The following is a 23,332-nucleotide window of genomic DNA, read 5'->3' on the forward strand; positions in this document are numbered from 1 at the left end:
GGAGTCAGAATGGCATTATTCGATCATTTTCTGGTGATTGCCCTGTTGGTGGTGATCAGCGCGTTTTTTTCCATGTCCGAGATTTCGCTGGCCGCCGCCCGTAAAGGGAAATTGCAGGTGCTGGAAGCGGAGGGCGAACTGCGCGCCAGCAAGGTCTTACAGTTACAGCAGGAGCCCGGCCATTTCTTTACCGTGGTTCAGATCGGTTTGAATGGCGTCGCAATATTGGGCGGTATTCTGGGTGAACAGGCGCTGACCCCGTATCTGGAGAGGGTATTTCAATCGCTATTTGGGTATGATAGCTGGGTCAATACCGCCAGCTTTCTGACTTCGTTTTTATTCGTCACCTCCCTATTTATTCTGTTTGCTGACCTGATTCCGAAAAAACTCGCCATGATTGCGCCTGAGCGGGTCGCCGTCATGATCGTGACACCGATGATGTTGTCAGTCCGCTTATTCAAGCCACTGGTCTGGGTCTTCAATGGCTTGTCCAATCTGATTTTTAATATCCTGAATTTGCCGACCGAGCGTGATGAACAAATCACCCCGGATGAAATCTACGCCATGGTAGATGCGGGGGCCGAAGCCGGGGTGCTGCAAGCGCGCGAGCACCATATGATAGGCAATGTATTCGAGCTGGAAAGCCGCACCGTACCTTCAGCCATGTCGCAACGTGACAGTATCGTGTTTTTTACCTTACAGGACAGTGATGTGGTGATACGCCAGAAAATCGCAGAACATCCGCATACCAAATTTCTGGTGTGTGACGGCCATATCGATAATGTGGTTGGTTATGTCGAGTCCAAAGACATACTGAAACGCGTGCTGACCAATCAGCCCTTCACCAAGGTACAGGAATTATCGCTGCGCACCGCGCTGGCAGTACCCGATTCGCTGACGCTGTCTGAGATGCTGGAACAGTTCAAAGGTACGCGCGAAGATTTTGCGGTCATCCTCAATGAATATGCGCTGGTGGTAGGGGTGATCACGCTCAATGATGTGCTGAGCACACTGATGGGCAACCTGGTCCACCCCTTCCTGGAAGATCAGATCGTCCAGCGCGACAGCAACTCCTGGCTCATCGATGGTGCCACCACGATCGAAGATGTATGCCGCGCACTGGAGATCGACAGCTTGCCGGAACAGGGCAGCTATGAGACTATTGCGGGCTTCATGATGACGATGCTGAAAAAAATTCCGAAACGGACTGATTTCGTGATGGTAGGCGCGTACAAATTTGAAGTGGTCGATATCGACCATTACCGGATTGATCAATTGCTGGTGGTGCGTACCAATGCGCCGCCGGTCACCCCCGAATCTTAATTTTCCACGCCGCCAGGCTTTTCCCTGACGGCGTTTTCGTTTTTTCAGGATGTTTTTCATGTCGCAAGCTTGTGGTGTAGATTTTGGTACCTCGAATTCAACGGTAGGCTGGCTGCAAGCCGACAAGGCTGCAATGCTGGCGCTGGAAGAAGATAAAGTCACCTTGCCGTCCGTAGTGTTTTTTGATGCTGAAGAAGATCAGATTCAGTATGGTCGCGCTGCGCTGGCCAGCTATCTGGCCGGTACCGAAGGCCGCCTGATGCGCTCAATGAAGAGCCTGCTCGGCACCTCCCTGATGGATGGGCAGACTGAAGTACAGGGTAAATCGCTGGCCTTTCGCACACTACTGAGCCAGTTCATCGCTGAATTAAAACAGCGTGCAGAACGCAGCGCTGGCCAGAACTTCAGCCAGGTGGTACTCGGTCGTCCGGTTCACTTTATCGACGATAACCCGGTAGCCGATCAACTGGCACAGGATACGCTGGAGCAAATTGCACGTGCCGCGGGCTTTAAAGACATCCACTTCCAGTTCGAGCCGATCGCAGCGGCGTTCGATTATGAATCGCGCATAGACCGTGAACAGCTGGTGCTGATTGCCGATATAGGCGGCGGTACCTCGGACTTTTCTCTGGTAAGGCTATCCCCACAACGCGCGCATCTGAGCGACCGGCGCGATGACATTCTGGCCAATGCCGGTGTCCATCTGGGTGGTACAGATTTCGATAAATACCTGAGCCTGGCGCATCTGATGCCACTGCTGGGTCTGGGCGGGCGACTTGGGAATGCCAGTGATATCCCTTCCGGGTATTACTTCAATCTGGCGACCTGGCACACGATTAACCTGGTGTACACCCAGAAAATCTGGCGCGAATTGCAGGACGTCTACCGCGACATCCGTGAGCCAGCCACCAAAGCGGCATTTGAGCGTCTGCTCAATCTGGTGGATTACCGCGACGGTCACTGGCTGGCGATACAGGCAGAAAGCGCCAAGATCATGTTGTCCGATCAGGATCAGATCCGGCTGGAGCTGGACCGTTTGCGCAGCAAGCAAGCGGATCAGCCTTGTGTATTAGAGCTGGACCAGGCCAGCTTCCAGCAATCGGTACACAGTCTGGGCAGCCAGATTGCCGCGACTGTCGGGCAAGTCATTACGATGGCGGGCATACAGGCTGACCAGGTCGATACCGTATTTTTCACGGGCGGTTCCAGCGGAGTGCGTGGCTTACGTCAGCAAATCAGCGCCGTGGTGCCACATGCTCGCAGCGTAGAGGGTGACCTGTTCGGTAGCATCGGTGCAGGATTGGCACTGGATGCGGCACGGAGATTTGCTTAAACGCTACATTTCCTGATGGCAGCTAGGTTATACTCACGCCAATCACACCACCTGCCAGCGCACTTATTCTGGCGAACGTGTGGTGGTAGCAGGTAGCAGGTGCAGTAAAGCAAAAAATATTGTTTTGCCATGCCCGCGGCGCCTACTGTGGGCTTCCTGAATGGAGTCGACATGTCTGACCTGGATGATGATGCACTGTTCATAGAAGAAGATAGCGGCGACCTGGTACCGCCACCCCAAGCAGGACGCTGCTGGAAAATCGCCATTGTGGACGACGATGAAGATGTCCACAAAACGACCTGCTTTGCCTTACAACATGCGCTGATATTGAACCGTCCACTGGAATTCATTCACACCTATTCTAAAGACGAAACGCGTGCGGTGTTTTCCACTCAATCCGATATTGCCGTCATCCTGCTGGATGTGGTGATGGAAACCGAACACGCAGGACTGGAACTCGTCAGTTATATCCGCGACGAACTCAAATGGCACGATACCCGCATTATCCTGCGTACCGGACAGCCAGGTTATGCACCGGAAGAAGACGCGATCCGCGACTTTGACATCAATGACTACAAAACCAAGAGCGAACTGACCCGCAAAAAATTGCTGACCTCGCTGACGGCGGCAATACGCTCCTATGAACAGATACGGACCATCGATACCAGCCGCAAGGGCTTGCACCAAATCATAGAATCGAGTGCTTCGTTTACCTTCGACCATGGCATACAAGCCTTTGCCGCCGGTGTGATTACCCAGATCGCGGCACTCTGTGGTGTCCCCCCTGAGGGTGTGCTGTGTGCTCAGGGCGATGGCTGTGATGACAGTCCCAGTCAACAATTCAATGTGATCGCTTCCGCCGGTCAGTACAGCAAGCTCATGAATTGTGCGATTGATGATATCCGCAACCCTGAAATCCGTAATGCGCTGAAGTATGTTCTGACACACAGAGAACCCTTATTCAGCGAAAAAAATATGACGCTGTATTTCGCCGGACGCGGCAACCGCCCGCTCGCAGCGTATATTGATTTGCCATTCGCGCTCAGCGAAATTAACCGCAATTTGCTGGAAGTATTTTGTTCTAACCTGGGCGTCTGCCTGGATAATCTGACGCTGGTGAATCAACTTAAAAATCACGCCTACCGCGATCAGTTACTAAGCCTGCCTAACCGCTTACGCTTTATCGGTCAGATCGACAGCAGCCGTCATGCGCAGGCCGCACCGCAAATGGTGGCATTGATAGACATCGACGATTTTGCTGAAATCAATGACGTGCTGGGCCATCATTATGGCGACCTGTTACTGCAGGCAGTTGCTGACAGGCTGGGCAAAGCACTTGGTGATGAAGTCTTCATTGCGCGGATTTCCGGCGATGTATTTGGTCTGCTCGGCAATGAAGATAAGCTGCTGCCTGAACAACTGAAACAACTGTTTAGCACGCCTTACCTCATCAATGAAACAGCCCATTCTGTGTCCTGCTCTATCGGTATGGTAGCGTTGGATGGTTATGAAGGTGATGGTGCTGAGGCCCTTAAGGATGCCAGCATCGCCTTGAAGCGCAGTAAGACCATGCAACGTGGCAGCTTTACGGTGTTCACCCGCAAAATGGGTATAGAGATACGCGAACGCGCGACGCTGATGCAGAATCTGCACCGCGCATTTGATGCTGAGCGTCTGTTCCTGATGTATCAGCCACAAATCGAACTCAACAGCGGTCGCTTCATCGGTATGGAGGCACTGATACGCTGGCGTAGCGACGAAGGTGAAATGATCCCCCCAGTCGATTTTATTCCACTCGCTGAATATTCCGGTCTGATTGTCAGCCTGGGCGCCTGGGTATTACGCACCGCCTGCTTTTATATGGTCAGACTGCAAAAAGCCGGAATCGCACCGCTGCGCATTGCCATCAATGTGTCGGTAGTGCAGTTCCGTCAGGAAGATTTCATCCTGAACGTCAAAAAGGCGCTGGATGACAGCGGGCTCAATCCACAGCATCTGGAACTGGAAATCACGGAATCTGTGACCGTGGCCGGAACTGCGATATTTGAACAGCACTTACATGCGCTCAAAAAAATGGGGATACAAATTGCGATTGATGATTTCGGTACCGGATTTTCTTCGCTCAGTTATCTGGATAAATTGCCGGTAGACCGGCTCAAAATCGACCGCGCTTTTGTAACCCAGATTGATACACCGGGCGGCCCCAGGATAGCGGAATTGATTACCCAGCTCGGTCGTAAACTTGGTCTGGCTGTGATTGCGGAAGGGATAGAAACCCAGCAACACTGGGATAAACTCAAAGCCATGGGCTGCCACGAGGGACAAGGCTTTTTCATCGGCCGGCCCATGCTGGAAGATGACCTGATTGCTTGGGTGGCGCAACAGCAAGCAAAACCTATATCGTGTTGAACCGCTCCGCATCATGATTGTACGATCTGTGCCCAATGAAAAAAAACGGGCTGAACAGCCCGTTTTTTTTTATTTTTTTTATGGACGCGGCATAGGTGGTGGTGGTCCGTCTTTACGCTGCATCTCTTTAGCCATGCGGTCTTGCATGTCTTTTTTGATGCGACGGTGATTTTCATCGAACAGTTTTTGCTGCTCCGGTGTCAGCGTGCCATAAAAAGTCTTCAACGCAGCCAAACGGTTTTGCAAACTGGCCTGATGCTCTTTCATCCGCTCCAGCGAACGCTCCATGCGTTCCGGCGTACTGAGTTTATCCATCTCTCTTGGATCTTGCGGCTGCGGCATATTCTTGAGTTCCATGCTCTGAACATACGTTTTCCAGGCAGGTTCCTGCGCCGGCGTAAGCTTTAGCAACTCATGCAATTCAGCCTGCCGCTTCGCCATTCTTTCCTTCATTTTTTCCTGCCATTTCGCCATATCGATCGCATGATAGCCAGGTGCACCTTCCTGACCTGCGCCCGGAGGAGGTGGTGGTGGCTGGGGTGGGACAGATTGGGCGCTGGCAGCGGCTGATAATGCAATGCCGGAAGTCAGCAACATGCTGGTAATCACTGTTTGTATGCTTTTCATGATCTCTCTCTGAGCAGACACCGAAAAACACTGGCTTAGGCTGGCTTTCTGGTGTGGGTTAGGTTAATGCAGCAATTTCGCTTTTCCGTCAATTGCATGGGACGCATATTGCCTGTTTTTTTTAAAGCCGGCGTTTCAATTTAGGCTGGCTTTGTATCCCCGTGTAACAGATGATGAAAGAGGCAAGTCTGCTCACCATGATGCTCTGTTTCACAGTATGTATTTCAAGGCGTATGATAACAAGACGATACAAAACCACCTACAATAGCAACACACCAGCCCTGCATAATCATGCTTATGGATACCAAACAGAAAATTTTAATCGTCGACGACGATCACGACATCCGCAGCCTGTTAGCGGATTACCTGAACGATAACGGCTACCAGGCGACCATGGTCGCCGATGGTAAAGGTATGTGGGCTGCGCTGGCCGAGCAACACTTTGAGCTGATCGTGCTGGATCTGAATTTGCCTGGCGATGATGGGCTCACGCTGTGCCGTACGCTACGTGGGAAATCCAATTTGCCAGTCATTATGCTGACTGCGCGCAGTGAACCACTGGACCGGATTATCGGGCTGGAAATGGGTGCGGATGATTATCTGCCTAAACCCTTTGAGCCACGTGAATTGCTGGCGCGCATACGCAGTGTATTGCGGCGTGCTCACACCCCACAACAGCCTGACCAGCTGGGTCCGCGCAAATATGTCTTCGGCGAATGGACGCTCGATACCACGGCGCGCCATTTGCTGAGCCCGGAAGGAACGGTCATTTCACTGTCCGGTGCTGAATTCAAAATGCTGAGTATCTTCCTTGAACATCCTAACCGGGTCATGAACCGCGATCAGTTACTCAACATGACGCATGGCCGTGACGCAGATCCTTTTGACCGCTCTATCGATATCCAGATCAGTCGTCTGCGTCAGAAACTGCGTGAAGATGCGAGATCGCCGCAAATCATCAAAACTGTCAGGAATGGTGGCTATGTGCTGGCGATGACAGTCAGCACGGAATATGCATGAACATCCTGGCGTCAATGTGGGGGCGGGTATTTGCCCTGCTCCTGCTAGGCGTGACGGTAACAGCTGGCCTGACCAGCTGGCTGGCGCTGGGCGAGCGTGAAAAAACACTGAGCCAGTTCCGCGAATCCCATACGATAGACCGCGTCGAACAGCTGGTCCGTGCACTTGATGTGCTGCCGACCGAAAACCGTGCCCAGTTTCTGGCGACCGCACCACGGCTGGGTTTGCAGGTAACCAAGCTGACCAACCACAGTAACACCGGTTTGCCACGCACAGAATACGCACGCGCAGTTAGCGAAAGGCTGGGGAAGAATTTTGCAGTGTACTCGCTGGCGGAGGCCGCTGACGAATCCTGCCCCCACGATTTACGCGATAAACAAAAGCGTCGCCTGCAATGTGAAGCGCTGGGCATCACACTCAATGACGGTACCACACTGAAGCTGGTGGTCATGCCACCGCGTACCCCACCGCCACCGGTACGGCAAGACTTTATCCAGTATCTGATGATTCTGATTATCAGCATCGGTATTTTGGCTTATCTGATCGCACGTATGACGATGCGCCCTTTACAGCAAATGGCTGCGGCTGCCAGCGCACTGGGTCAGGATATCAATCGTCCCGCCCTGAATGAGCAGGGCAGCAGCGAAATCCGGCAAGCGACACGTGCTTTTAATGCGATGCAGGCTCAGATCCGACAACACATTGCGCAGCGTACGCATATGCTGGCCGCAATCACCCATGACTTACAAACGCCGCTCACACGCTTACGGCTACGGCTGGAAAAAGTGCAGGATACAGATTTAAAAGACCGTCTGATCGGCGATTTGTCAGCGATGCAGATGATGATACGGGAAGGTCTGGATCTGGCACGCAGTATGGATAGCCAGGAACAGCGCAGCGTACTGGACCTGCACTCGTTGCTGGACAGTGTGTGTACCGATGCGGTGGATGCCGGACAGGATGTGCGCTTCAGTGGTCAGCCCGGCTATATCGTGCTGGCCAGGCCGCAGGCTTTACGCCGCTGTCTGACCAACCTGATCGACAATGCAGTGAAATATGGTCATTTCGCTGAGGTCAGCCTGGAACACAGCCAGCAACAGCACCAGGTGCATGTGCTGGTCCGTGATGGTGGACCGGGCATACCGGAAGAATACCAACAGCAGGTGTTTGAACCTTTCTTCCGGCTAGAGACTTCACGCTCACGCGACTCCGGCGGTACCGGTCTGGGCATGACCATTGCCCAGAATATCGCGCAGCAACATCAGGGCACCCTGCAATTACGCAATCTCTCGCCACAGGGGCTGGAAGTCAGGCTCAGTCTGCCTTTGCAGTGACAGCGATCAGCGACAACATGCTGATCGCGCCCATCGTGACACCCTGATTCACGATCTCCAGCACATCATCGTCAGCAACTGCACCCAGTATGCTGAGCAAAGGCAGGTAATGTTCGCTGGTCGGTATCGACCACAAGGCCGGATTGCCATGCTGTTCGTAATGGATTAACGCGTCCCAGTCACGCTGCACTATTGCCTGCTCTACCGTGTTTTCGAATTGCTGTGCCCAGTCATATCCGGCATCCTGCATCACCAGCCGGCGCAAATTGTGTACCACATTACCGCTACCCATCAGCAGTACGCCCTGATCACGTAAAGCAGCCAGTTGTTTGCCGAGAGCGAAATGCCAAGCCGCAGGCTGCGACAGATCCAGACTCAGCTGCAACACTGGGATTTGCGCTGCCGGATACATAGGCAACAGCACCGACCAGGCGCCATGATCCAGTCCCCATTCCTGATCCAGCGTTACCACCGCTGGCCTGACAAACGGCGCTAACTGTTCAGCGATCTGCTGCGCCAGCAGCGGATCACCCGGAGCCGGATAGCGTGCCGCAAATAACTCGGGCGGGAAACCGCCAAAATCATGGATGGTACGCGGCGCTGGCATCGCCGTGATCGCCAGGCCCTGGGTCATCCAGTGCGCAGAAATCATCAGAATGGCACGCGGTGCCGGAAAGCGCTGGCCTAAGGCTTGCCAGCTGGCGGTAAAACGATTGTGCTCGAGTGCATTCATCGGGCTGCCATGACCGATAAACATGACGGGCATACGGGATGGAACGGACATCCAATTCTCCTGAATTGCGTTAAGATGCAGATCAAATTGCAAACTGCGGTCTAGGGCCTGTTAACATTTAAATTGCGAGATGCGTTCAAGCCAAAACGTGGGCTGGCAAGACACGCAACCCAATCCCGCGCGGGTTTTGGCTTGAACCCGGAGGGAAAGGGAGAAAACAACCACATGGCGTTGTTGCAACCCGCTGACAGTGATCACACTGCTGCGCGGGCTGCGCCTCGCCCTGCATCGTTTTACCCCTTTCGCACACATAATTTAAATGTTAACAGGCCCTAGGCAAGCACTATATACAAGAAAGAAAGGATACGTGTTTATGATCAATCTGCAACTCGGTGATGTCAGCCATATTATTCAGCTGGCGATTGCGCCGGTTTTCCTGCTGACCGGTGTGGGTACCAAGCTGGGCGTGCTGACCAGCCGGCTGGCACGCATCATCGACCGGGCCAGGGTAGTGGAGGAGTTACTGCAAAAGAATCCTGACCATGCGGAAGATCTGGAAACCGAGCTCGAAGAGTTATACCAGCGTTCACACCTGATCAACCGTGCGATTACCCTGAGCACCACCACCGGATTGCTGGTCTGTCTGGTGATTGCCTTGTTATTCACAGGCGATGCGACCGGACTGGCGCTGGATAAGTGGATTGCGGCTTTATTCGTTGGCGGAATTTTTTCGTTGATCGGTAGTTTTATTTATTTCATGCGCGAGATTTTTGTTGCGACCAAAACACTCTCGCGCCAGCATCAGCGCGATAAAATCCGCCGTCTGTCACGTCAGACCTGATCGCGATATCATCAAAAAACAACGGGCAGCCAAGAGGCTGCCCGTTGTTTTTTATAGATCAGATAGCGTTTAATTCGGTAACACCTGCACGATCAGATCTGCACTGGCGCTACCCGGATTGGCCACCGTCACCGGATAATAACCGGCTGAGACACGGAACTGCAACGTCGTCGGCGCTGTCACTGTGGGGGCAAAAAAAGCTGCAATCTGCGATCCGGAACCGGCCAATGCCACAGTGGGACCGCTGATCTGGGTCCAGCCAAAATAAATTGGCACCGTTGAGTTAGTATTAGACGGCGTTTCTGCTTTCAGCTGCACACTGGCACCGCTATTGACGGACTGCACCAGATTGTAGGAAGTCACATTAATGGCCGGCAAGGCGCTCACAAAGAAAGCCACATCACGTTGTTTGACCGGATCAGCCGAACTGCCATCGGCGGCGATCGGTGCGGTTGAAACATTCAGGGTGAAGGTGTACGAAGTCGGTGTCGTCACCACAGCCGGGAACACCACACTGGCAACGCTGGAACCCGCATTGTAAATGGTCAGCGGGGTAGCGCCGGTCGGGCCGGATTTATACTGCCACAGGAAATACATGGCCTGGCCAGTCACTTCCTTGCCATTCACATCGTACATGGTGGATTTGCTGCCATCCAGGCTGGCGCTGGCACCCGGCTGTACATTGCCACCGCTGGTGGAGATCGCCACTACGGTGGGTTTAACGACAGGATTAATCGTAATGCTCTGCGTGGCTGTGCCGGTACGCTGTTTGTCATCAGTGACGCGGCATTGCAGTTTCACCGTGGTGCTTTGAGTCACTACCGGCGCGACAAAACTGGCCGTTGCCGTGGCAGGATTGGTCAGGCTCATTGTCAGGCCAGCGGCATCACTGACCACCCACTGATAGGCGTAGGCATTACCGCTGGTTGCCGGTGTACCACCGCTGCCGCTACAGCTCAGGCTGACTTTGTCGCCCGAAGTCACCGTGGTATCGGCACCGACTTTGACGCTGGGATTATTGGTGACAGAGGCAGCCTGCAAGACTTTGAGCGTGGTAAAGCTATTGCTTTGATTGCCCTTGGCATCGACCGCGAAAAAACTCAGCTTATACGTGACATCCGAAATCAGTTTGGCCGGTGGCGTCAGACTCAGCACGCAGTTGGTGCCATTGCTGTCTGTGGTCACGGTTTTACAATCCGCATTACTGACACCTGTGACGGAATCAGCACCCAGGGTCAGGGTTTCGATTTGCCAGTACAACTTAGTGATAGCTCCGGCGCTGCTGGCCGCTTTACCGGTGAAGCTCAAAGGATCACCCACTGAGACTGTGGCTGGCACGGGCACAGTGACGCTCACAGCGCTGTTATCCGCCGCAGCGGAACTGCTGCCACTGCTGCCGCCACAAGCACACAGGGTCAGTGTGCTGAGAGTCGATAAGGCAATACTGGCGAGACGATTTTTAGGGTTCACGCTGGCTCCGGGGAGGTTGCAAATCACGTTACAGGATACACGCAGACGGCACCGATGGCATGTATAGCCAATCTCGCTGCGGAAATCCCCATTGTAATAGAGCAAGCCCCCGGCTGGCGTTTGCAAACTGTTAATTCGTCGTAAGTCTGCCGCAAATCCGCCGCAGGCGGTTTCAGACTGGCCCGGTCAATGCTTATTTACTTGGTTTTGGGTACAGAATCATCTGGGTGCAGCGAAACAAGGCAATGACTTTTCCTTCGTAGCTGACTTCTGCATCCCACAACTGGGTCGTGCGTCCCAAATGCGTAGCTTTGGCGCTGACCTGAATACGGCCACTGCGGGCCGTACCCAAATGATTCGACTTCAGTTCTATCGTGGTGAAGCTGGTCGCGCCTTCCGGCAACGTTGCCATACAGCCGTAGCCACAGGCAGTATCAGCCAGCGTCACCACACTGCCGGCATGTAGAAAGCCGTTCGGCGCCATCAGGTGTGGCAATACATCCAGCTCTGCGCTGACCGCACCTGGACTGACCGACAAAATCCGTATGCCCAGATGACCGGGCAAGTAAGCGGCACCGATTTGATTTAATTGTTCGGAGGACAAAGTAACTTGAGCGGACATGCGGATTCCTTCGGTGTTTGCTGGCGAAAATGCCTGAAGCGCATTGTAAACATTGTGTGTATGGCTTTGAAGTGTCAGTATTGACTATTATCGTGCTCAAACCGCCAAAAATTGTACACAAAAAACAGCCTATGACGACACACATCGAATTCTGGCTCTACCCTCAGTGCATGGGTTCTGCCGTCACCGGTATGACCGATCTGCTGCATATCGCCAATGCGATGGCGCAGGCAGGCCATACAACGCCGCGCGCCACGCTGTTCAGCTGGTCACTGCATTCGCTGGATGGACAAGCCGTTCAATGCTCGTCCGGCTTGCGGCTCAACTGTGATGGCCGCATAGGCAGCGGACCGCCGCCGGATCTGGTGTTGCTGCCGGGGCTGTTTGTCGGCCATGGTATGCGGGCTTTTCGCGATGTGCGCCAGCAGTTGCAGCCTTTACACAGCATGCTACGCGAACGCCATGCCGAATCCTGTCTGATCGCAGCGCACTGCAGCGCCGTTTTTTTACTGGCGGATGCCGGCTTACTACAACAGCGTAAAGCGACCGTCCCCTGGTGGCTGGAATATCAGTTTCATCAGGAATTTCCGGATACCACGCTGCAGGTTGCTGACATGCTGGTCAATGATGCAGGTCTGATCACTACCGGTGCTGCAACGGCCTATCTGCAGCTGGCACATCATTTGATCGTACAGTTTGGCGGTGTGGAACTGGCGACACAACTGGCCAGCACTTTGCTGATCGATGCGCAACGGCAGTCACAGCTTCCCTATGTACAGACGCAGCAGCACTATCCCGTCGACAATGTACCGGAGGATGCACTGATACAACGTGCGCACCTGTGGCTGACCCGACACCAGAAACAAGCATTTAGCCTGACCGCGCTGGCGCAGCATCTGGCGGTTAGTGAAAGAACGGTCATCCGCCGTTTTTCTCAGCTGCTCAATACCACTCCCGGCAAGTATGCACAAAGGCTCAAGCTCGAAGTGGCGCGCCGCTTGTTAGAGCAAACCGATCTGAGCCTGGATGACATCGCATTGCGCATCGGTTACCAGGACAGCAGCGCATTCCGTCGTCTGTTTCGCCGCAGCTATGACTGCAGCCCGTCAGCCTGGCGCCACCTTGCCAACAACAAAGCCTGAACACTTCGTCATGATTGCTGCAAGTTGCGTTAACCTTGCGCAACAATTGCAGTATTGCATCGTGATTCTTATGGCATATTATGAAGACATTACACCAGACCACTGTCCGAACTTAGTCAGGATGGAGGAACACGGGGCCGGATTTACCTTCACCAGGAGTCAGTATGAATTTACGTCATTTGCGCATCGGTACCCGGCTCGCGATCGGTTTTAGTGTCATTCTCGCCAGTCTGGTTCTGATACTGGTGGTTGATAATGTATTGAGTTCGCGCAATCGTCAGCAAATGTCGCAGGGACTGGCCGCCGCCAAAGCCAAATCGACGCTCGCGGCAAGCATGAAAACTGCCTTGCTGGAAGGTGGTATCGCGATTCGCAATATCGGTCTGCAAAGTGATCTGAGCGAACTCGAAAAACAAAAAGTGCTGGTCAAAAATCAACGTACCCGCTTCCTGGAGTCACGTGACAAATTCACAGCACTCGGTGTCTCAGCAGATGAACAAAAAATTCTGCAAACCGTCACAGATCTGGATACCCAGGTCGATGCACCAACCAAAGAAGCATTCAAAATGCTGCTGTCTTTCAATGGTGAAGAAGCCGTTAAAGTGATCGCCACCCAGATCGATCCTTTGCAGCAAAAATCCCTGCTGGAAATCAATCGCCTGGTTGAAATTCAGGATCAGGCGGCTGATGCACTGAGCATAGTCGCAGAGACCAGCGGTAAACGACTGACCCTGGTTTTGTTCACGTTTGGTGGCGTGATCGTATTACTGGGAGCGGCTTTTTCTTTGTTCATGACGCGCAGTATCACCACGCCTTTACAGGAAGCGGTGCAGATTGCACAACAAGTCGCAGCAGGAGAATTGTCACATCATCAAATAGCCGAAGGCAGTGATGAAATCAGTGAATTGCTGAATGCCTTAAAAGACATGAACGATAATTTATTCCGTATCGTCAGCGAAGTGCGGCAAGGTACCGACGCCATTGCGACGGCCTCCGGTGAAATTTCTACCGGCAATACCGATCTGTCATCGCGTACCGAAACCCAGGCGGGTGCAATCGAAGAAACCGCCAGTTCTATGGAACAGATCACAGCTACCGTGCGCCAAAATGCAGATAATGCAAAACAGGCAAACACACTGGTCACTTCGGCTTCTCAATTTGCTATCAAGGGTGGGGAAGAGGTAGGAAAAGTCGTCGATACCATGAACTCGATCAAAGAAAGTTCGCGTAAAATAGTCGACATCATCAGTGTGATTGATGGAATTGCCTTCCAAACCAATATCCTCGCTTTAAATGCAGCCGTAGAAGCTGCAAGGGCCGGAGAACAGGGCAGAGGTTTTGCCGTTGTTGCTTCCGAAGTCCGCAATCTTGCACAACGCAGCGCAAGTGCAGCAAAAGAAATTAAAACCCTGATCGGAGACTCGGTCGAAAAAGTCGACGCCGGTGGCAAGCTGGTGGATGCGGCTGGACAAACCATGGATGAAATCGTCACGTCGGTACGCCACGTGGCTGACATCATGGCGGAGATCACGGCCGCTGGTCAGGAACAAAGCGCGGGCATAGAAGAAGTCAATCGCGCAATCACGCAGATGGATGAAATGACACAGCAAAATGCAGCCCTGGTTGAACAAGCCGCAGCTGCTGCCGAGAGCATGGAAGAACAGGCAGGTAGTCTGGCACGTGTGGTATCAGCATTTAAACTGAACCAGGCTCAGGGAACACGGCCTGCCATCCGCACGGCAGCCGCGCAGCGCGTCAGTCATGCCACGTCACAAGCGCAGCAAGGCGTACTATCCGGCGCTGCAGGTAAATTAGTAAAAGTATTAGGATTTCATAAGGATTGAGCCAACGCTGCGCGCGTAGCCACCAGTAGACAGTCACTCAGCGGAGATCCGGCATCGGGCGATGCCGGCCCCCTGATTTAGCCAAGCTGGAAATATCTGCCTGAGTCTGTTGAAAGAACATGAATAAGTCCCAAGCATTCAAGCACATCATCGCCGAAACACAAAGCGGGGAACTGGTGTTTCCCACCCATGTGCAAGCCAGTCTGCACATCCAGCAGGCACTCGACGATCCAGATTGCGGTATAGAAGCAGCCGCTCGCCTGATCATGAGAGAACCGCTGATGGCGGCACGCGTGGTCGCAATTGCCAATTCCGTTGCCTACAGCCGCTTTGGCGGCGGCGTGACTAACATCCGTACTGCCGTCTCGATTTTAGGATTCAGTACCTTACGCTCTGTGGTGGCGGCAGTCATCATGCGCCAGATCAGCCATCAGATCACCGAACCCGTGATACGGCACAAAATGGAAAGCCTGTGGCTGCACAGCGCACACGTGGCGGCATTGTCTTATTGTCTGGCCAAGCATGTCACACTGTCCGATCCGGAAACTGCGATGTTCACCGGTATCGTGCATGAGGTAGGCGGTTTCTATCTGCTGTCACGTGCCGAAGAATTTCCGGCTTTACTGGATGAAACGCCATGCCCACCCAGCCATGAGCTGGATGAGTCCCATGAAATTTTCATAGGTCGTGCGGTACTGCATAAACTGATGGTACCTAAACGCGTGCTGTCTGCCATCGAGGTACTATGGTACGGTGCACGCGCGCTGCCACCGGCCAATCTGGGTGAAATTTTAATCGCAGCCAATGATCTGAGTCCGGCACCATCCCCCATCGATCCGCGCACGCCGGAACAGATAGAAGCAGCACGTATCAGTGCCGACTGCGTACTGGAGCAGCACAGCCTGCGTGACTTACTGCAACAAACCAGCAGTGAAACACAGTCCCTGCTGCAATCACTGCTGAGCTGAAGCGCACCGCCGGCAAAGTTTTGATATCTTAGGCATAATCCCAGAGCCTGACAGCACTTAAATTACGTGTGCGAAAGCGGCAAAACAATTGCAGGACCAGGCGCAACCCATGCAGCAGTGTAGTCACTGACAGCGGGACGCAACTACGTCATGCGACTGTTTTCCCCCTTTCCCTACGGATTCAAGCAGGCTCGAACACCGCAAGCCCACCCATCCGGCAGGGCTGCGTTTTGAAAACCTCGTTTTCGGAAGGATGAAGAATGCCAGTATCCCGTCAACTCCGCACCAGCCTATTTGCCATTCTGACCGCATTGGCGCTGCCTGCGAGTCAAAGTTATGCGGCCGCACCGCAGGTCAAAACCGCGGCTCCCGGCTACTACCGCACCATGGTTGGTGAATTTGAAGTCACCGCCTTATCCGATGGCACAGTGGCTTTGCCAGTCGAAAAACTGCTGACCAATACCAGCCCAGAACAAGTCAGCAAGGCCTTACATAAGTCCCATCAACACAGCCCGCTGGAAACCTCGGTCAACGGCTATCTGATCAATACCGGCAGTAAGCTGATCCTGATCGATGCCGGTGCCGGCAGTCTGTTTGGTCCTACCCTGGGTAAATTGCAGGCGAATCTGAAAGCGGCAGGCTACAGCCCGGAACAAGTCGATGAAATCTATATCACGCACATGCATCCGGATCATGTCGGTGGTCTGATGCAGGGTGACAGCGTGGTGTTTCCTAACGCCGTCGTACGCGCAGATCAACATGATGTGGATTTCTGGCTGAGCCAGGCCAATCTGGATAAGGCGCCGCAAGACAGCAAAGGCTTTTTCCAGGGTGCGATGGCTTCCATCAATCCTTATATCAAGGCGGGCAAGTTCAAAGCCTTTGAAGGTAATACCGAGCTGCAGCCCGGCATCACAGCCACGGCCACGCACGGTCACACTGCGGGTCACACCATCTACACCATCAGCAGCAAAGGTCAGAATCTGGTGTTGTGGGGCGACCTGATGCATGTGGCAGCAGTTCAGTTTGCTAACCCGGCCGTCACTATACAGTTTGACACGGACAGCAAAGCTGCAGCGGCTCAGCGCAAACTGGCCTATGCACAGGCGGCTAAATCCGGTGACCTGATCGGCGCTGCGCATTTGTCTTTCCCGGGTCTGGGTTATGTACGCGCTGAGAACAAGGCGTATGCATTCACCCCGATCAACTACGCACCGGGCAATTAAGTCTTAACAGGCCTGAATCAATAATGCGGTGGCCGTTCGTCCATGACCGGTTGCCGCTGCGCTGCCGTCACCGCCAGTTCGCGCAGGCGCTGGGCCATCGCGGTGCATAGGGCTTCCAGTTCATCGATCTTTTTTTGCTGACGATAGACTTGGGTATTAAGGGTATCGACCAGATCATCCTGCCGCGACAGGCGTATTTCCAGGTCGATTAAACGTTCTTCGGTGCTCATATTGCTCTCTGCGCTCTCTATGTAGTGGGATACAAGGCGCACAGTATGCCATACCAGTTCATGCTGACACGTTCTGCGTTTGGCTGATCGTCATAGTGCGAAGCGGCAGCGCGATGTACGCTGCTGCCTGAGCAGGAAAAACCTGTTGACCGGATACGCTCCAGCTTGCATCCTGAGCGCATGAATATCCTGTCCTTCTTACACCGCCGGTCCTTACTGGTCACCCTGTTGAGCTGTGCTTTGTACAGCGCTGATTATGCTGATGCGCAGCCGCTCAGCCCCACAGCAAGCACGCAAACTGACACCCCGACTGAGGTGCAAGGCAGCATTGGCTCGCCGGTGATCATAGGCTATTTTTTACTCGAACCTGCGCAACTCGCGGGGCAGCAAAACGGCAGCCTGCGCGCCAGCGATATACGGCCGGAAGTAGCACGGCAGCTAACGCATATCAATTTTGCGTTTATGGATATCAATGCCAAAGGCGAATGCGATTTTGAAACCGGTACCGATGTACGTCAGGCAGCACGCGCGCTGGCCCAGTTGCAGGCGTTGAAACGGCATCAGCCCGGCTTGCGCATCCTGTATTCACTCGGTGGCTGGACCCATACCAATGATGACAACCCGGATGTAGAACGCTACCGCCAGGCAGCAGCCACGCCGGAGGCACGCAGCAAGCTGATACGCTCTTGCGTCAGCCTGATGCAGCGCTATCGCTTTGACGGGGTGGATATTGATTGGGAATATCCACGGGCACAGGATGCCGTTGCGTTTACCGACTTATTACGTGAGTTCCGGCAGGCGCTGAACCAGGCTGGCCGCCACCGCGCGCGCCCCTATCAGCTGACCATCGCTGCGGCCGGTGGTGCTTTCAATATGGCGCGTACGTATGCGGCCTGGCCTGCGATCGCAGCCAGTGTCGATTACATCAACCTCATGACTTACGATTTGAATGGCAGTTGGGAAAAGCTCAGCAATCATCAGGCGCATTTGTTTGGTGATCCTGCTGAGGCATTGTATGACAATCCCTTGCGTACGCTGGCAGCAAACAAGCTGACGGCGGCGCAACTGGAGCAGGATTTTCCGGCACGTTTTGCCTTGACGGTGGATGCCGCAGTTCAGCAATATCTGGTGGCAGGTGTGCCAGCGCATAAGCTGGTGCTGGGTTTTCCATTTTACGGGCGCGCCTTGTTTCAGGTTGGTGCTGACAAGCAGGGACTGCACCAGCGTTTTGTGACGCCGGCCGGCGATCAGTATCAGGGTGACGTCAGCTTACTGACCGGTTGCCCAAGCTGCGTACAGCGCGGCGATCCGCGCCTGCCTGCGTATGCGGATCTGCAAGCCATGCTGGCGGGTGGCTACGGTTATCAGCCACAGTATTCCGACATCAGCCATGCCAGCTGGCTGTGGCATCCGCAACAGCATATTTTTGTGAGTGCTGACGACGCGCGCGCAGTCCAGGCCAAGGTCGCCTATTTACGTCATCAGGGTCTGGCCGGCGCCATGTTCTGGCATCTGGGTCAGGACGCACAGCAAACAACACTGCTAGGCCAGCTACACAGCGCGCTATATCAGCAAAGCTGTCAGTTACACGTGCATCCCGCAGCGCTTGTATACCGGCCGCTTGCCAGCAATCCGCGTTGCGATATTCGCTAAGGCAGCCAGGTATCGCCAGGAACAGGTTTGCACGCTGAATGAGCGTTTGTAAATGCTAAGGCTTATCAGCTAAGATACATTCTCCCCACTGCCAACCGGACAACTCAGTGAAAGCTTTGTTATTGCGACTATTTGGCTTACCGACCCAGGGTGACGCGGCCACTTCCCCGGCAACCGCGTCTGTTCAGACTACGCCTGCCGCCACTGAACCTGCATTGCCCAGCCCAGATCTGAGCCTGCAATGGCAATTACCCGCACGTCAGCTGGCGCAATTCAACCAGTGGATGCTGGGTCCACATCTGGGCGCACCCAGCCCTTACACTGAGCGTGCGGTATTGGCGGCACTGGACCGTGTGTTACACAGTGAATTATCAGGCTCTCAGCTGATACCACGTGTTCCCAGCGTGTTGCCGCAACTGTTGAAAAGTCTGCGTGATGAAAATATCACAGCCGGTGATCTGGCACAGCAAATTGCCAAAGATGTGGTACTGGTCGCTGAACTCATGGCCGAAGTGAACAGTTCCTGCTATCAAAGCTCACAAAAAATTAACAGTCTGGATAAAGCGGTACAACTGCTGGGTTTAAATGGGCTGCGCATGCTGATCGCACGTAATGCATTCCGGCCGTTGATACAAGCTCAGAGCGGTCATTTAACCAATGCACTGGCACCGCTGATTTGGGAATACACAGAAAAAACGGCACAAGCCTGCCGGCTGCTGGCCTTGCAACGTGGACTCGATGAATTTACGGCTTTCCTGGCAGGCTTATTACGCCATGTCGGTTTCATTATCGCCTTGCGCACCATAGACCAGACCGGCGTGACGCAGCAACTGCCGGCCTCTGCACGCTTTCAACAAAATCTGATGGAACAGGCTTTATTATTGTCTGTGCATGTAGGTCGGCAATGGCATTTTCCTGAAACCGTGCTGGCAGCTGTATTGCAAGCGGATACACCCGCCGCGAGCGATGTGGCAGGCAGCGAAGCACTCAGCAACTGCGTACGGCAAGCACTGCAATTAACGCAGCTGTATTTGCTGCAACGTGCAGAGATCCTGGCGACTGAAGAAATAGAAAAAATGTTCGCGCAAATGCCACAATTACTTGCATGCTGCACCGGATTGCAGTCAGCAATGGATATCAGCTGACATCTGTGACAATGCATTTTAAATAAATGCATTTCCTGATTTTTAAAGCGCTTTATTTTCCTCTTCAAACAGAATAAATAATGCCAAGTTGTTAAAGCAAAATACGCCGTTGTTCGCTGATTTAGCACGACGAATCACTTTGTTTTAACAACTCAGCATTTGCGGGTTCTGGCGACGGGTCTGACAGTGTCTTGTGTAGCGCATAAGCGCATGATGTCATCAAATTTCTGCATGCGTGTTCCTGTTCAGATCGCTTTACCGTTTGCACTTTTTTGTGCCAGTTTCTGATTCACAGAAAACTGCTGATCGTAAGCGAATTTTTCTTCAGCATTCATGCGACGTGCGGCCACAATCACTTGCTGAACTTCTGCGCTGTCAGTATCGAAAGCGATTTTTTCCTGTTCTGTCATACGTTTGGCGACGATGCTCACGGTTTGTATTTCAGCCTGTGCCGGACGGACTTCTGTTGTAAATGCCTGACTGACTGCAGCAACACCTGCACACAGAGCGATGCTCAGAATCAGGCTGTTTTTGATGGTGGATTTCATTTTATTTCTCCTTCAGTGGTTGGTTGATGTGTGTACTGTAGAAGAAGCACTGTCAAGCTGCGAGGGCATTGCGACGAAGTGTAAAAAGACGGGAATGAAGCTGCAAAATTTCGCGCTGAACGTGTCCTGAGTATGCGCCCCACAACACTGTCTGACTGCCATTCCCAAGACAACAGGCGTTTTCTGCGTTTTGTGACATTACGCAAAATCAACTTTTAATACATAGAAATTACCTGAATTCTGCACTAGTATAAATTTACCCAAGTGCCTTCCAGGATGCTGCCTTCAGACAGGAGATACACTGTGTTACAAGAGTATGCCAACAGTAGCACGATGCCCGCCGCAACTGCATCGGATCCCGACGAGCTGACTGCCAGTCCGTGCCTTGAATTCCTGTCCTTCACCCTAGGCAATGAGGAATACGGTATTGATATCCAAAGAGTGCAGGAATTGCGCGGCTACGAAGCGGTGACACGGATTGCAAATGCTCCCGACTTCATGAAGGGGGTCATGAACCTGCGCGGTGTGATCGTGCCAATTATCGACATGCGTATGAAATTTGCGCTGGGTAAGCCGGTCTATGACCAGTTCACCGTTGTCATCATTATCAATATCCAGAGCCAAACCCTAGGCATGGTGGTCGACAACGTGTCCGACGTAATTACCTTGAACCAGAATCAGATACGGCCAGCACCAGAAATGGGCTCTTCGATAGACGCCAGTTTCCTCATCGGGCTGGCGCCGCTAGAGGAACGTATGTTGATCTTGATGGACATTGCCGCTTTCATGAGTTCAAACGACGTGGGACTCTGCCTCTCTGATTTACACACACACTAGCCGCCCAGCCGCATTTATACATTAGGAGACAATAATGAGCATCGCCAAGCGCCTTTATCTGTTAATCGGCATTTTTTCGCTGGTACTGGTCGCCGTATCAGGCTATGGAATTATGCAGATGAATAAAATCTATACTGCAGCCAATTTCTCCAATATGAATACCGTCCCCAGCCTGCTGGAGCTAGGCATTTCTTTTCGGTATGCTGCCCAGACACGTGCGCAAATGTGGCAACACATCACTTTAGAAGATGCTGAAAAAAAAGCGGCGATATTCAAATCCATCAATGAATCCCATCAAAAAGTATTGGACTCTTTTGCCCGATATGAAAAAGACGATGTCGCTGATGACAAAGACCGTGCCTTACTCGAGAAGGCACGCAAATCTTATGATAATTTTGTTGGCATGCGAACTAAGGCTCTGGCTTTATCCACAGAAGGCAAGCGAGAAGAAGCAAGGGATTTTGTATTGGCAAACCAAGCCATACCAATCGGTATGGCGGATGCATTTGATGAGCACAAGGATTTTAATTCAGCACTCGGTAAAAAATCCGCAGAAGATGCGATCTCTACACTCAATTCCGCTACCTGGTTTTCCATCTCCCTCGTCGTGCTGGCTCTGGTCCTGATGGTGGTATGGGGTACTTTGTTGGTGCGTAAGATAGTCGGCTCCCTCGAACACGCCGTTCAGGTTGCTGAAACTGTGTCCAGCGGAGACCTGACCAGCCAGATTGAAGTACACAGCCAGGATGAAGCTGGCAAGGTCTTGTACGCACTCAAAGAGATGAATACCAACCTGCTCAATATCGTGTCACAAGTACGTGCCAGTACCGATAATATCGCCGCTGCCTCGACTGAGATTGCAACCGGTAATATGGATTTGTCTTCACGGACTGAACAACAGGCAGGTTCGCTCGAAGAAACCGCATCGTCGATGGAAGAGCTGACCAGCACTGTACGTCAGAATGCGGACAATGCGCGCCAGGCGAATCAGCTCGCTGTCTCAGCATCGGAAATCGCGATCAAAGGTGGCGACGTGGTGGCACAAGTGGTGGATACCATGAGTGGGATCAATGAGTCGGCCCGTAAGATTGTCGACATCATCGGTGTGATCGATGGCATCGCATTTCAGACCAATATTCTGGCGCTGAATGCTGCCGTGGAGGCAGCCCGTGCTGGTGAACAGGGACGTGGCTTTGCTGTGGTGGCAGCCGAAGTGCGCAATTTGGCGCAGCGTAGTGCCAGTGCGGCGAAGGAAATCAAAGTCTTGATTGATGATTCGGTCGGCAAAGTCGAACGGGGCACATTGTTAGTCAGTGAAGCAGGTACCACCATCAAGGAAGTGGTAACTAGCGTGCGCCGTGTCACCGATGTCGTGACTGAAATCAGCGCTGCGAGCCAGGAACAAACGGCAGGCATAGATCAGATCAATATCGCCATCACCCAGATGGATGAAACGACACAGCAAAATGCAGCGCTGGTGGAACAGGCAGCTGCAGCCGCAGCTTCACTACAGGATCAGGCTGCCAGCCTGGCTGAAGTAGTCAGTGTATTCAAAGTCAATGGCATCAACAATGTTGCCAGCAAACCCAAGTCAACGGCTGCTAAACCTGCCCGCCCCGCCGCCGTGGCACCAGCCAAAGTAAAGCAGGCCGCCATCAGCCATAGCGGCACTGCCTCACAACGCGCATCCGCCCCGTCCAGCAAGGCCGATGAAGGACAGTGGGAAGAGTTTTGATGTCTGCGTAAGCGCTTAAGCTCCTCAGCTCAGGGCGTCCCGGCTACACCGGAGACGCCCCTTTTTTTGCTGTTTTTTTGTGCGACGCAATAAATATTAATCGAGAATATGAAATCTTAATGACATTCACAAATAACATAACTTGATATCTGAATAAGTCATTGGATTCTTGCAGTGCGGATGACTATCATGGCTACATCATTCAACCACACAAGGAAATAGCATGATCAGCCTGATTATTCTGACTCAAATTATTGCAACTATCGCTATTCTGACTGCCGCTTTAGCTGAC

General features: G+C 53.0%; 21 protein-coding genes. 14 read left to right on the forward strand and 7 right to left on the reverse strand.

Annotated features, from left to right (window positions below; translation table 11 throughout):
- Positions 1-9 precede the first annotated feature (9 nt).
- From paeA to H8K47_RS01170, 3 genes are all read left to right on the forward strand, one after another.
- Positions 10-1,323, forward strand: coding sequence for a polyamine export protein PaeA (gene paeA / locus H8K47_RS01160; RefSeq protein ID WP_186879588.1), 1,314 nt, complete (start codon positions 10-12; stop codon positions 1,321-1,323).
- Between the two features lie 58 nt (positions 1,324-1,381).
- The gene (locus tag H8K47_RS01165) at positions 1,382-2,656 is read left to right on the forward strand and encodes an Hsp70 family protein (protein ID WP_186879589.1); all 1,275 of its coding nucleotides are present in this window, start codon (positions 1,382-1,384) and stop codon (positions 2,654-2,656) included.
- A gap of 171 nt (positions 2,657-2,827) precedes the next feature.
- On the forward strand, positions 2,828-5,065 hold the full coding sequence (locus tag H8K47_RS01170) for a bifunctional diguanylate cyclase/phosphodiesterase (RefSeq protein WP_186879590.1): 2,238 nt from the start codon (positions 2,828-2,830) through the stop codon (positions 5,063-5,065).
- Between the two features lie 78 nt (positions 5,066-5,143).
- Here the strand turns inward: H8K47_RS01170 and H8K47_RS01175 are convergent, their stop codons facing one another.
- Positions 5,144-5,692: a Spy/CpxP family protein refolding chaperone gene (locus H8K47_RS01175; protein WP_186879591.1), complete on the reverse strand. Its 549-nt coding sequence runs from the start codon at positions 5,690-5,692 to the stop codon at positions 5,144-5,146.
- 297 nt (positions 5,693-5,989) lie between these two features.
- Between H8K47_RS01175 and H8K47_RS01180 the strand changes: the two genes are divergently transcribed.
- Together H8K47_RS01180 and H8K47_RS01185 are read left to right on the forward strand one after the other, a co-directional pair.
- Positions 5,990-6,712 (forward strand): response regulator, encoded by a 723-nt coding sequence (locus H8K47_RS01180; protein ID WP_186879592.1) that lies wholly within the window; start codon positions 5,990-5,992, stop codon positions 6,710-6,712.
- A complete protein-coding gene (locus H8K47_RS01185) occupies positions 6,709-8,046 on the forward strand; it encodes an ATP-binding protein (RefSeq protein WP_230410131.1) in 1,338 nt (445 codons plus the stop codon). Before H8K47_RS01180 ends, H8K47_RS01185 begins: the two co-directional genes overlap by 4 nt.
- Here H8K47_RS01185 and ygiD read toward each other — a convergent pair.
- A complete protein-coding gene (gene ygiD / locus H8K47_RS01190) occupies positions 8,027-8,830 on the reverse strand; it encodes a 4,5-DOPA-extradiol-dioxygenase (protein WP_186879593.1) in 804 nt (267 codons plus the stop codon). The two genes, H8K47_RS01185 and ygiD, sit on opposite strands and share 20 nt — an antisense overlap.
- A gap of 325 nt (positions 8,831-9,155) precedes the next feature.
- On the opposite strand from ygiD, the gene H8K47_RS01195 reads away from it, so the two are divergent.
- Positions 9,156-9,620: a DUF2721 domain-containing protein gene (locus H8K47_RS01195; protein ID WP_186879686.1), complete on the forward strand. Its 465-nt coding sequence runs from the start codon at positions 9,156-9,158 to the stop codon at positions 9,618-9,620.
- A 69-nt stretch (positions 9,621-9,689) separates the two neighbouring features.
- Here H8K47_RS01195 and H8K47_RS01200 read toward each other — a convergent pair whose 3' ends face one another.
- Together H8K47_RS01200 and H8K47_RS01205 are read right to left on the reverse strand one after the other, a co-directional pair.
- Positions 9,690-11,090: a hypothetical protein gene (locus tag H8K47_RS01200; RefSeq protein WP_186879594.1), complete on the reverse strand. Its 1,401-nt coding sequence runs from the start codon at positions 11,088-11,090 to the stop codon at positions 9,690-9,692.
- Between the two features lie 193 nt (positions 11,091-11,283).
- Positions 11,284-11,712 carry a PaaI family thioesterase gene (locus H8K47_RS01205; protein ID WP_186879595.1) on the reverse strand — a complete coding sequence of 143 codons (429 nt, stop codon included), beginning with the start codon at positions 11,710-11,712 and terminating at the stop codon, positions 11,284-11,286.
- Between the two features lie 131 nt (positions 11,713-11,843).
- Here H8K47_RS01205 and H8K47_RS01210 point away from each other — a divergent pair, with 131 nt between their 5' ends.
- From H8K47_RS01210 to H8K47_RS01225, 4 genes are all read left to right on the forward strand, one after another.
- Complete coding sequence (locus H8K47_RS01210) at positions 11,844-12,854, forward strand: GlxA family transcriptional regulator (protein WP_186879596.1); 1,011 nt, start codon at positions 11,844-11,846, stop codon at positions 12,852-12,854.
- A 164-nt stretch (positions 12,855-13,018) separates the two neighbouring features.
- A complete protein-coding gene (locus tag H8K47_RS01215; RefSeq protein WP_186879597.1) occupies positions 13,019-14,698 on the forward strand; it encodes a methyl-accepting chemotaxis protein in 1,680 nt (559 codons plus the stop codon).
- 119 nt (positions 14,699-14,817) lie between these two features.
- The gene (locus H8K47_RS01220; protein WP_186879598.1) at positions 14,818-15,666 is read left to right on the forward strand and encodes an HDOD domain-containing protein; all 849 of its coding nucleotides are present in this window, start codon (positions 14,818-14,820) and stop codon (positions 15,664-15,666) included.
- A 260-nt stretch (positions 15,667-15,926) separates the two neighbouring features.
- Complete coding sequence (locus H8K47_RS01225; protein ID WP_186879599.1) at positions 15,927-16,892, forward strand: MBL fold metallo-hydrolase; 966 nt, start codon at positions 15,927-15,929, stop codon at positions 16,890-16,892.
- Positions 16,893-16,909: 17 nt separating this feature from the next.
- On the opposite strand, the gene H8K47_RS01230 is transcribed toward H8K47_RS01225, so the two are convergent.
- Positions 16,910-17,122, reverse strand: a complete 213-nt coding sequence (locus tag H8K47_RS01230; protein WP_186879600.1) for a SlyX family protein — start codon at positions 17,120-17,122, stop codon at positions 16,910-16,912.
- A 17-nt stretch (positions 17,123-17,139) separates the two neighbouring features.
- On the reverse strand, positions 17,140-17,304 hold the full coding sequence (locus H8K47_RS01235; protein WP_186879601.1) for a hypothetical protein: 165 nt from the start codon (positions 17,302-17,304) through the stop codon (positions 17,140-17,142).
- Between H8K47_RS01235 and H8K47_RS01240 the strand changes: the two genes are divergently transcribed.
- Positions 17,303-18,775 carry a glycoside hydrolase family 18 protein gene (locus tag H8K47_RS01240; RefSeq protein ID WP_186879602.1) on the forward strand — a complete coding sequence of 491 codons (1,473 nt, stop codon included), beginning with the start codon at positions 17,303-17,305 and terminating at the stop codon, positions 18,773-18,775. The two genes, H8K47_RS01235 and H8K47_RS01240, sit on opposite strands and share 2 nt — an antisense overlap.
- Before the next feature lie 107 nt (positions 18,776-18,882).
- Positions 18,883-19,920 (forward strand): HDOD domain-containing protein, encoded by a 1,038-nt coding sequence (locus tag H8K47_RS01245; protein ID WP_186879603.1) that lies wholly within the window; start codon positions 18,883-18,885, stop codon positions 19,918-19,920.
- A 245-nt stretch (positions 19,921-20,165) separates the two neighbouring features.
- On the opposite strand, the gene H8K47_RS01250 is transcribed toward H8K47_RS01245, so the two are convergent.
- Positions 20,166-20,468 (reverse strand): hypothetical protein, encoded by a 303-nt coding sequence (locus tag H8K47_RS01250; RefSeq protein ID WP_186879604.1) that lies wholly within the window; start codon positions 20,466-20,468, stop codon positions 20,166-20,168.
- Positions 20,469-20,801: 333 nt separating this feature from the next.
- Between H8K47_RS01250 and H8K47_RS01255 the strand changes: the two genes are divergently transcribed.
- A complete protein-coding gene (locus tag H8K47_RS01255) occupies positions 20,802-21,305 on the forward strand; it encodes a chemotaxis protein CheW (protein ID WP_186879687.1) in 504 nt (167 codons plus the stop codon).
- A 34-nt stretch (positions 21,306-21,339) separates the two neighbouring features.
- On the forward strand, positions 21,340-23,040 hold the full coding sequence (locus H8K47_RS01260; RefSeq protein WP_186879605.1) for a methyl-accepting chemotaxis protein: 1,701 nt from the start codon (positions 21,340-21,342) through the stop codon (positions 23,038-23,040).
- Positions 23,041-23,332 lie beyond the last annotated feature (292 nt).

The sequence above is a fragment of the Cognatundibacterium rugosum genome (genome assembly GCF_014284365.1).
GTDB classification, from domain to species: Bacteria; Pseudomonadota; Gammaproteobacteria; order Burkholderiales; family Burkholderiaceae_D; genus Undibacterium; species Undibacterium rugosum.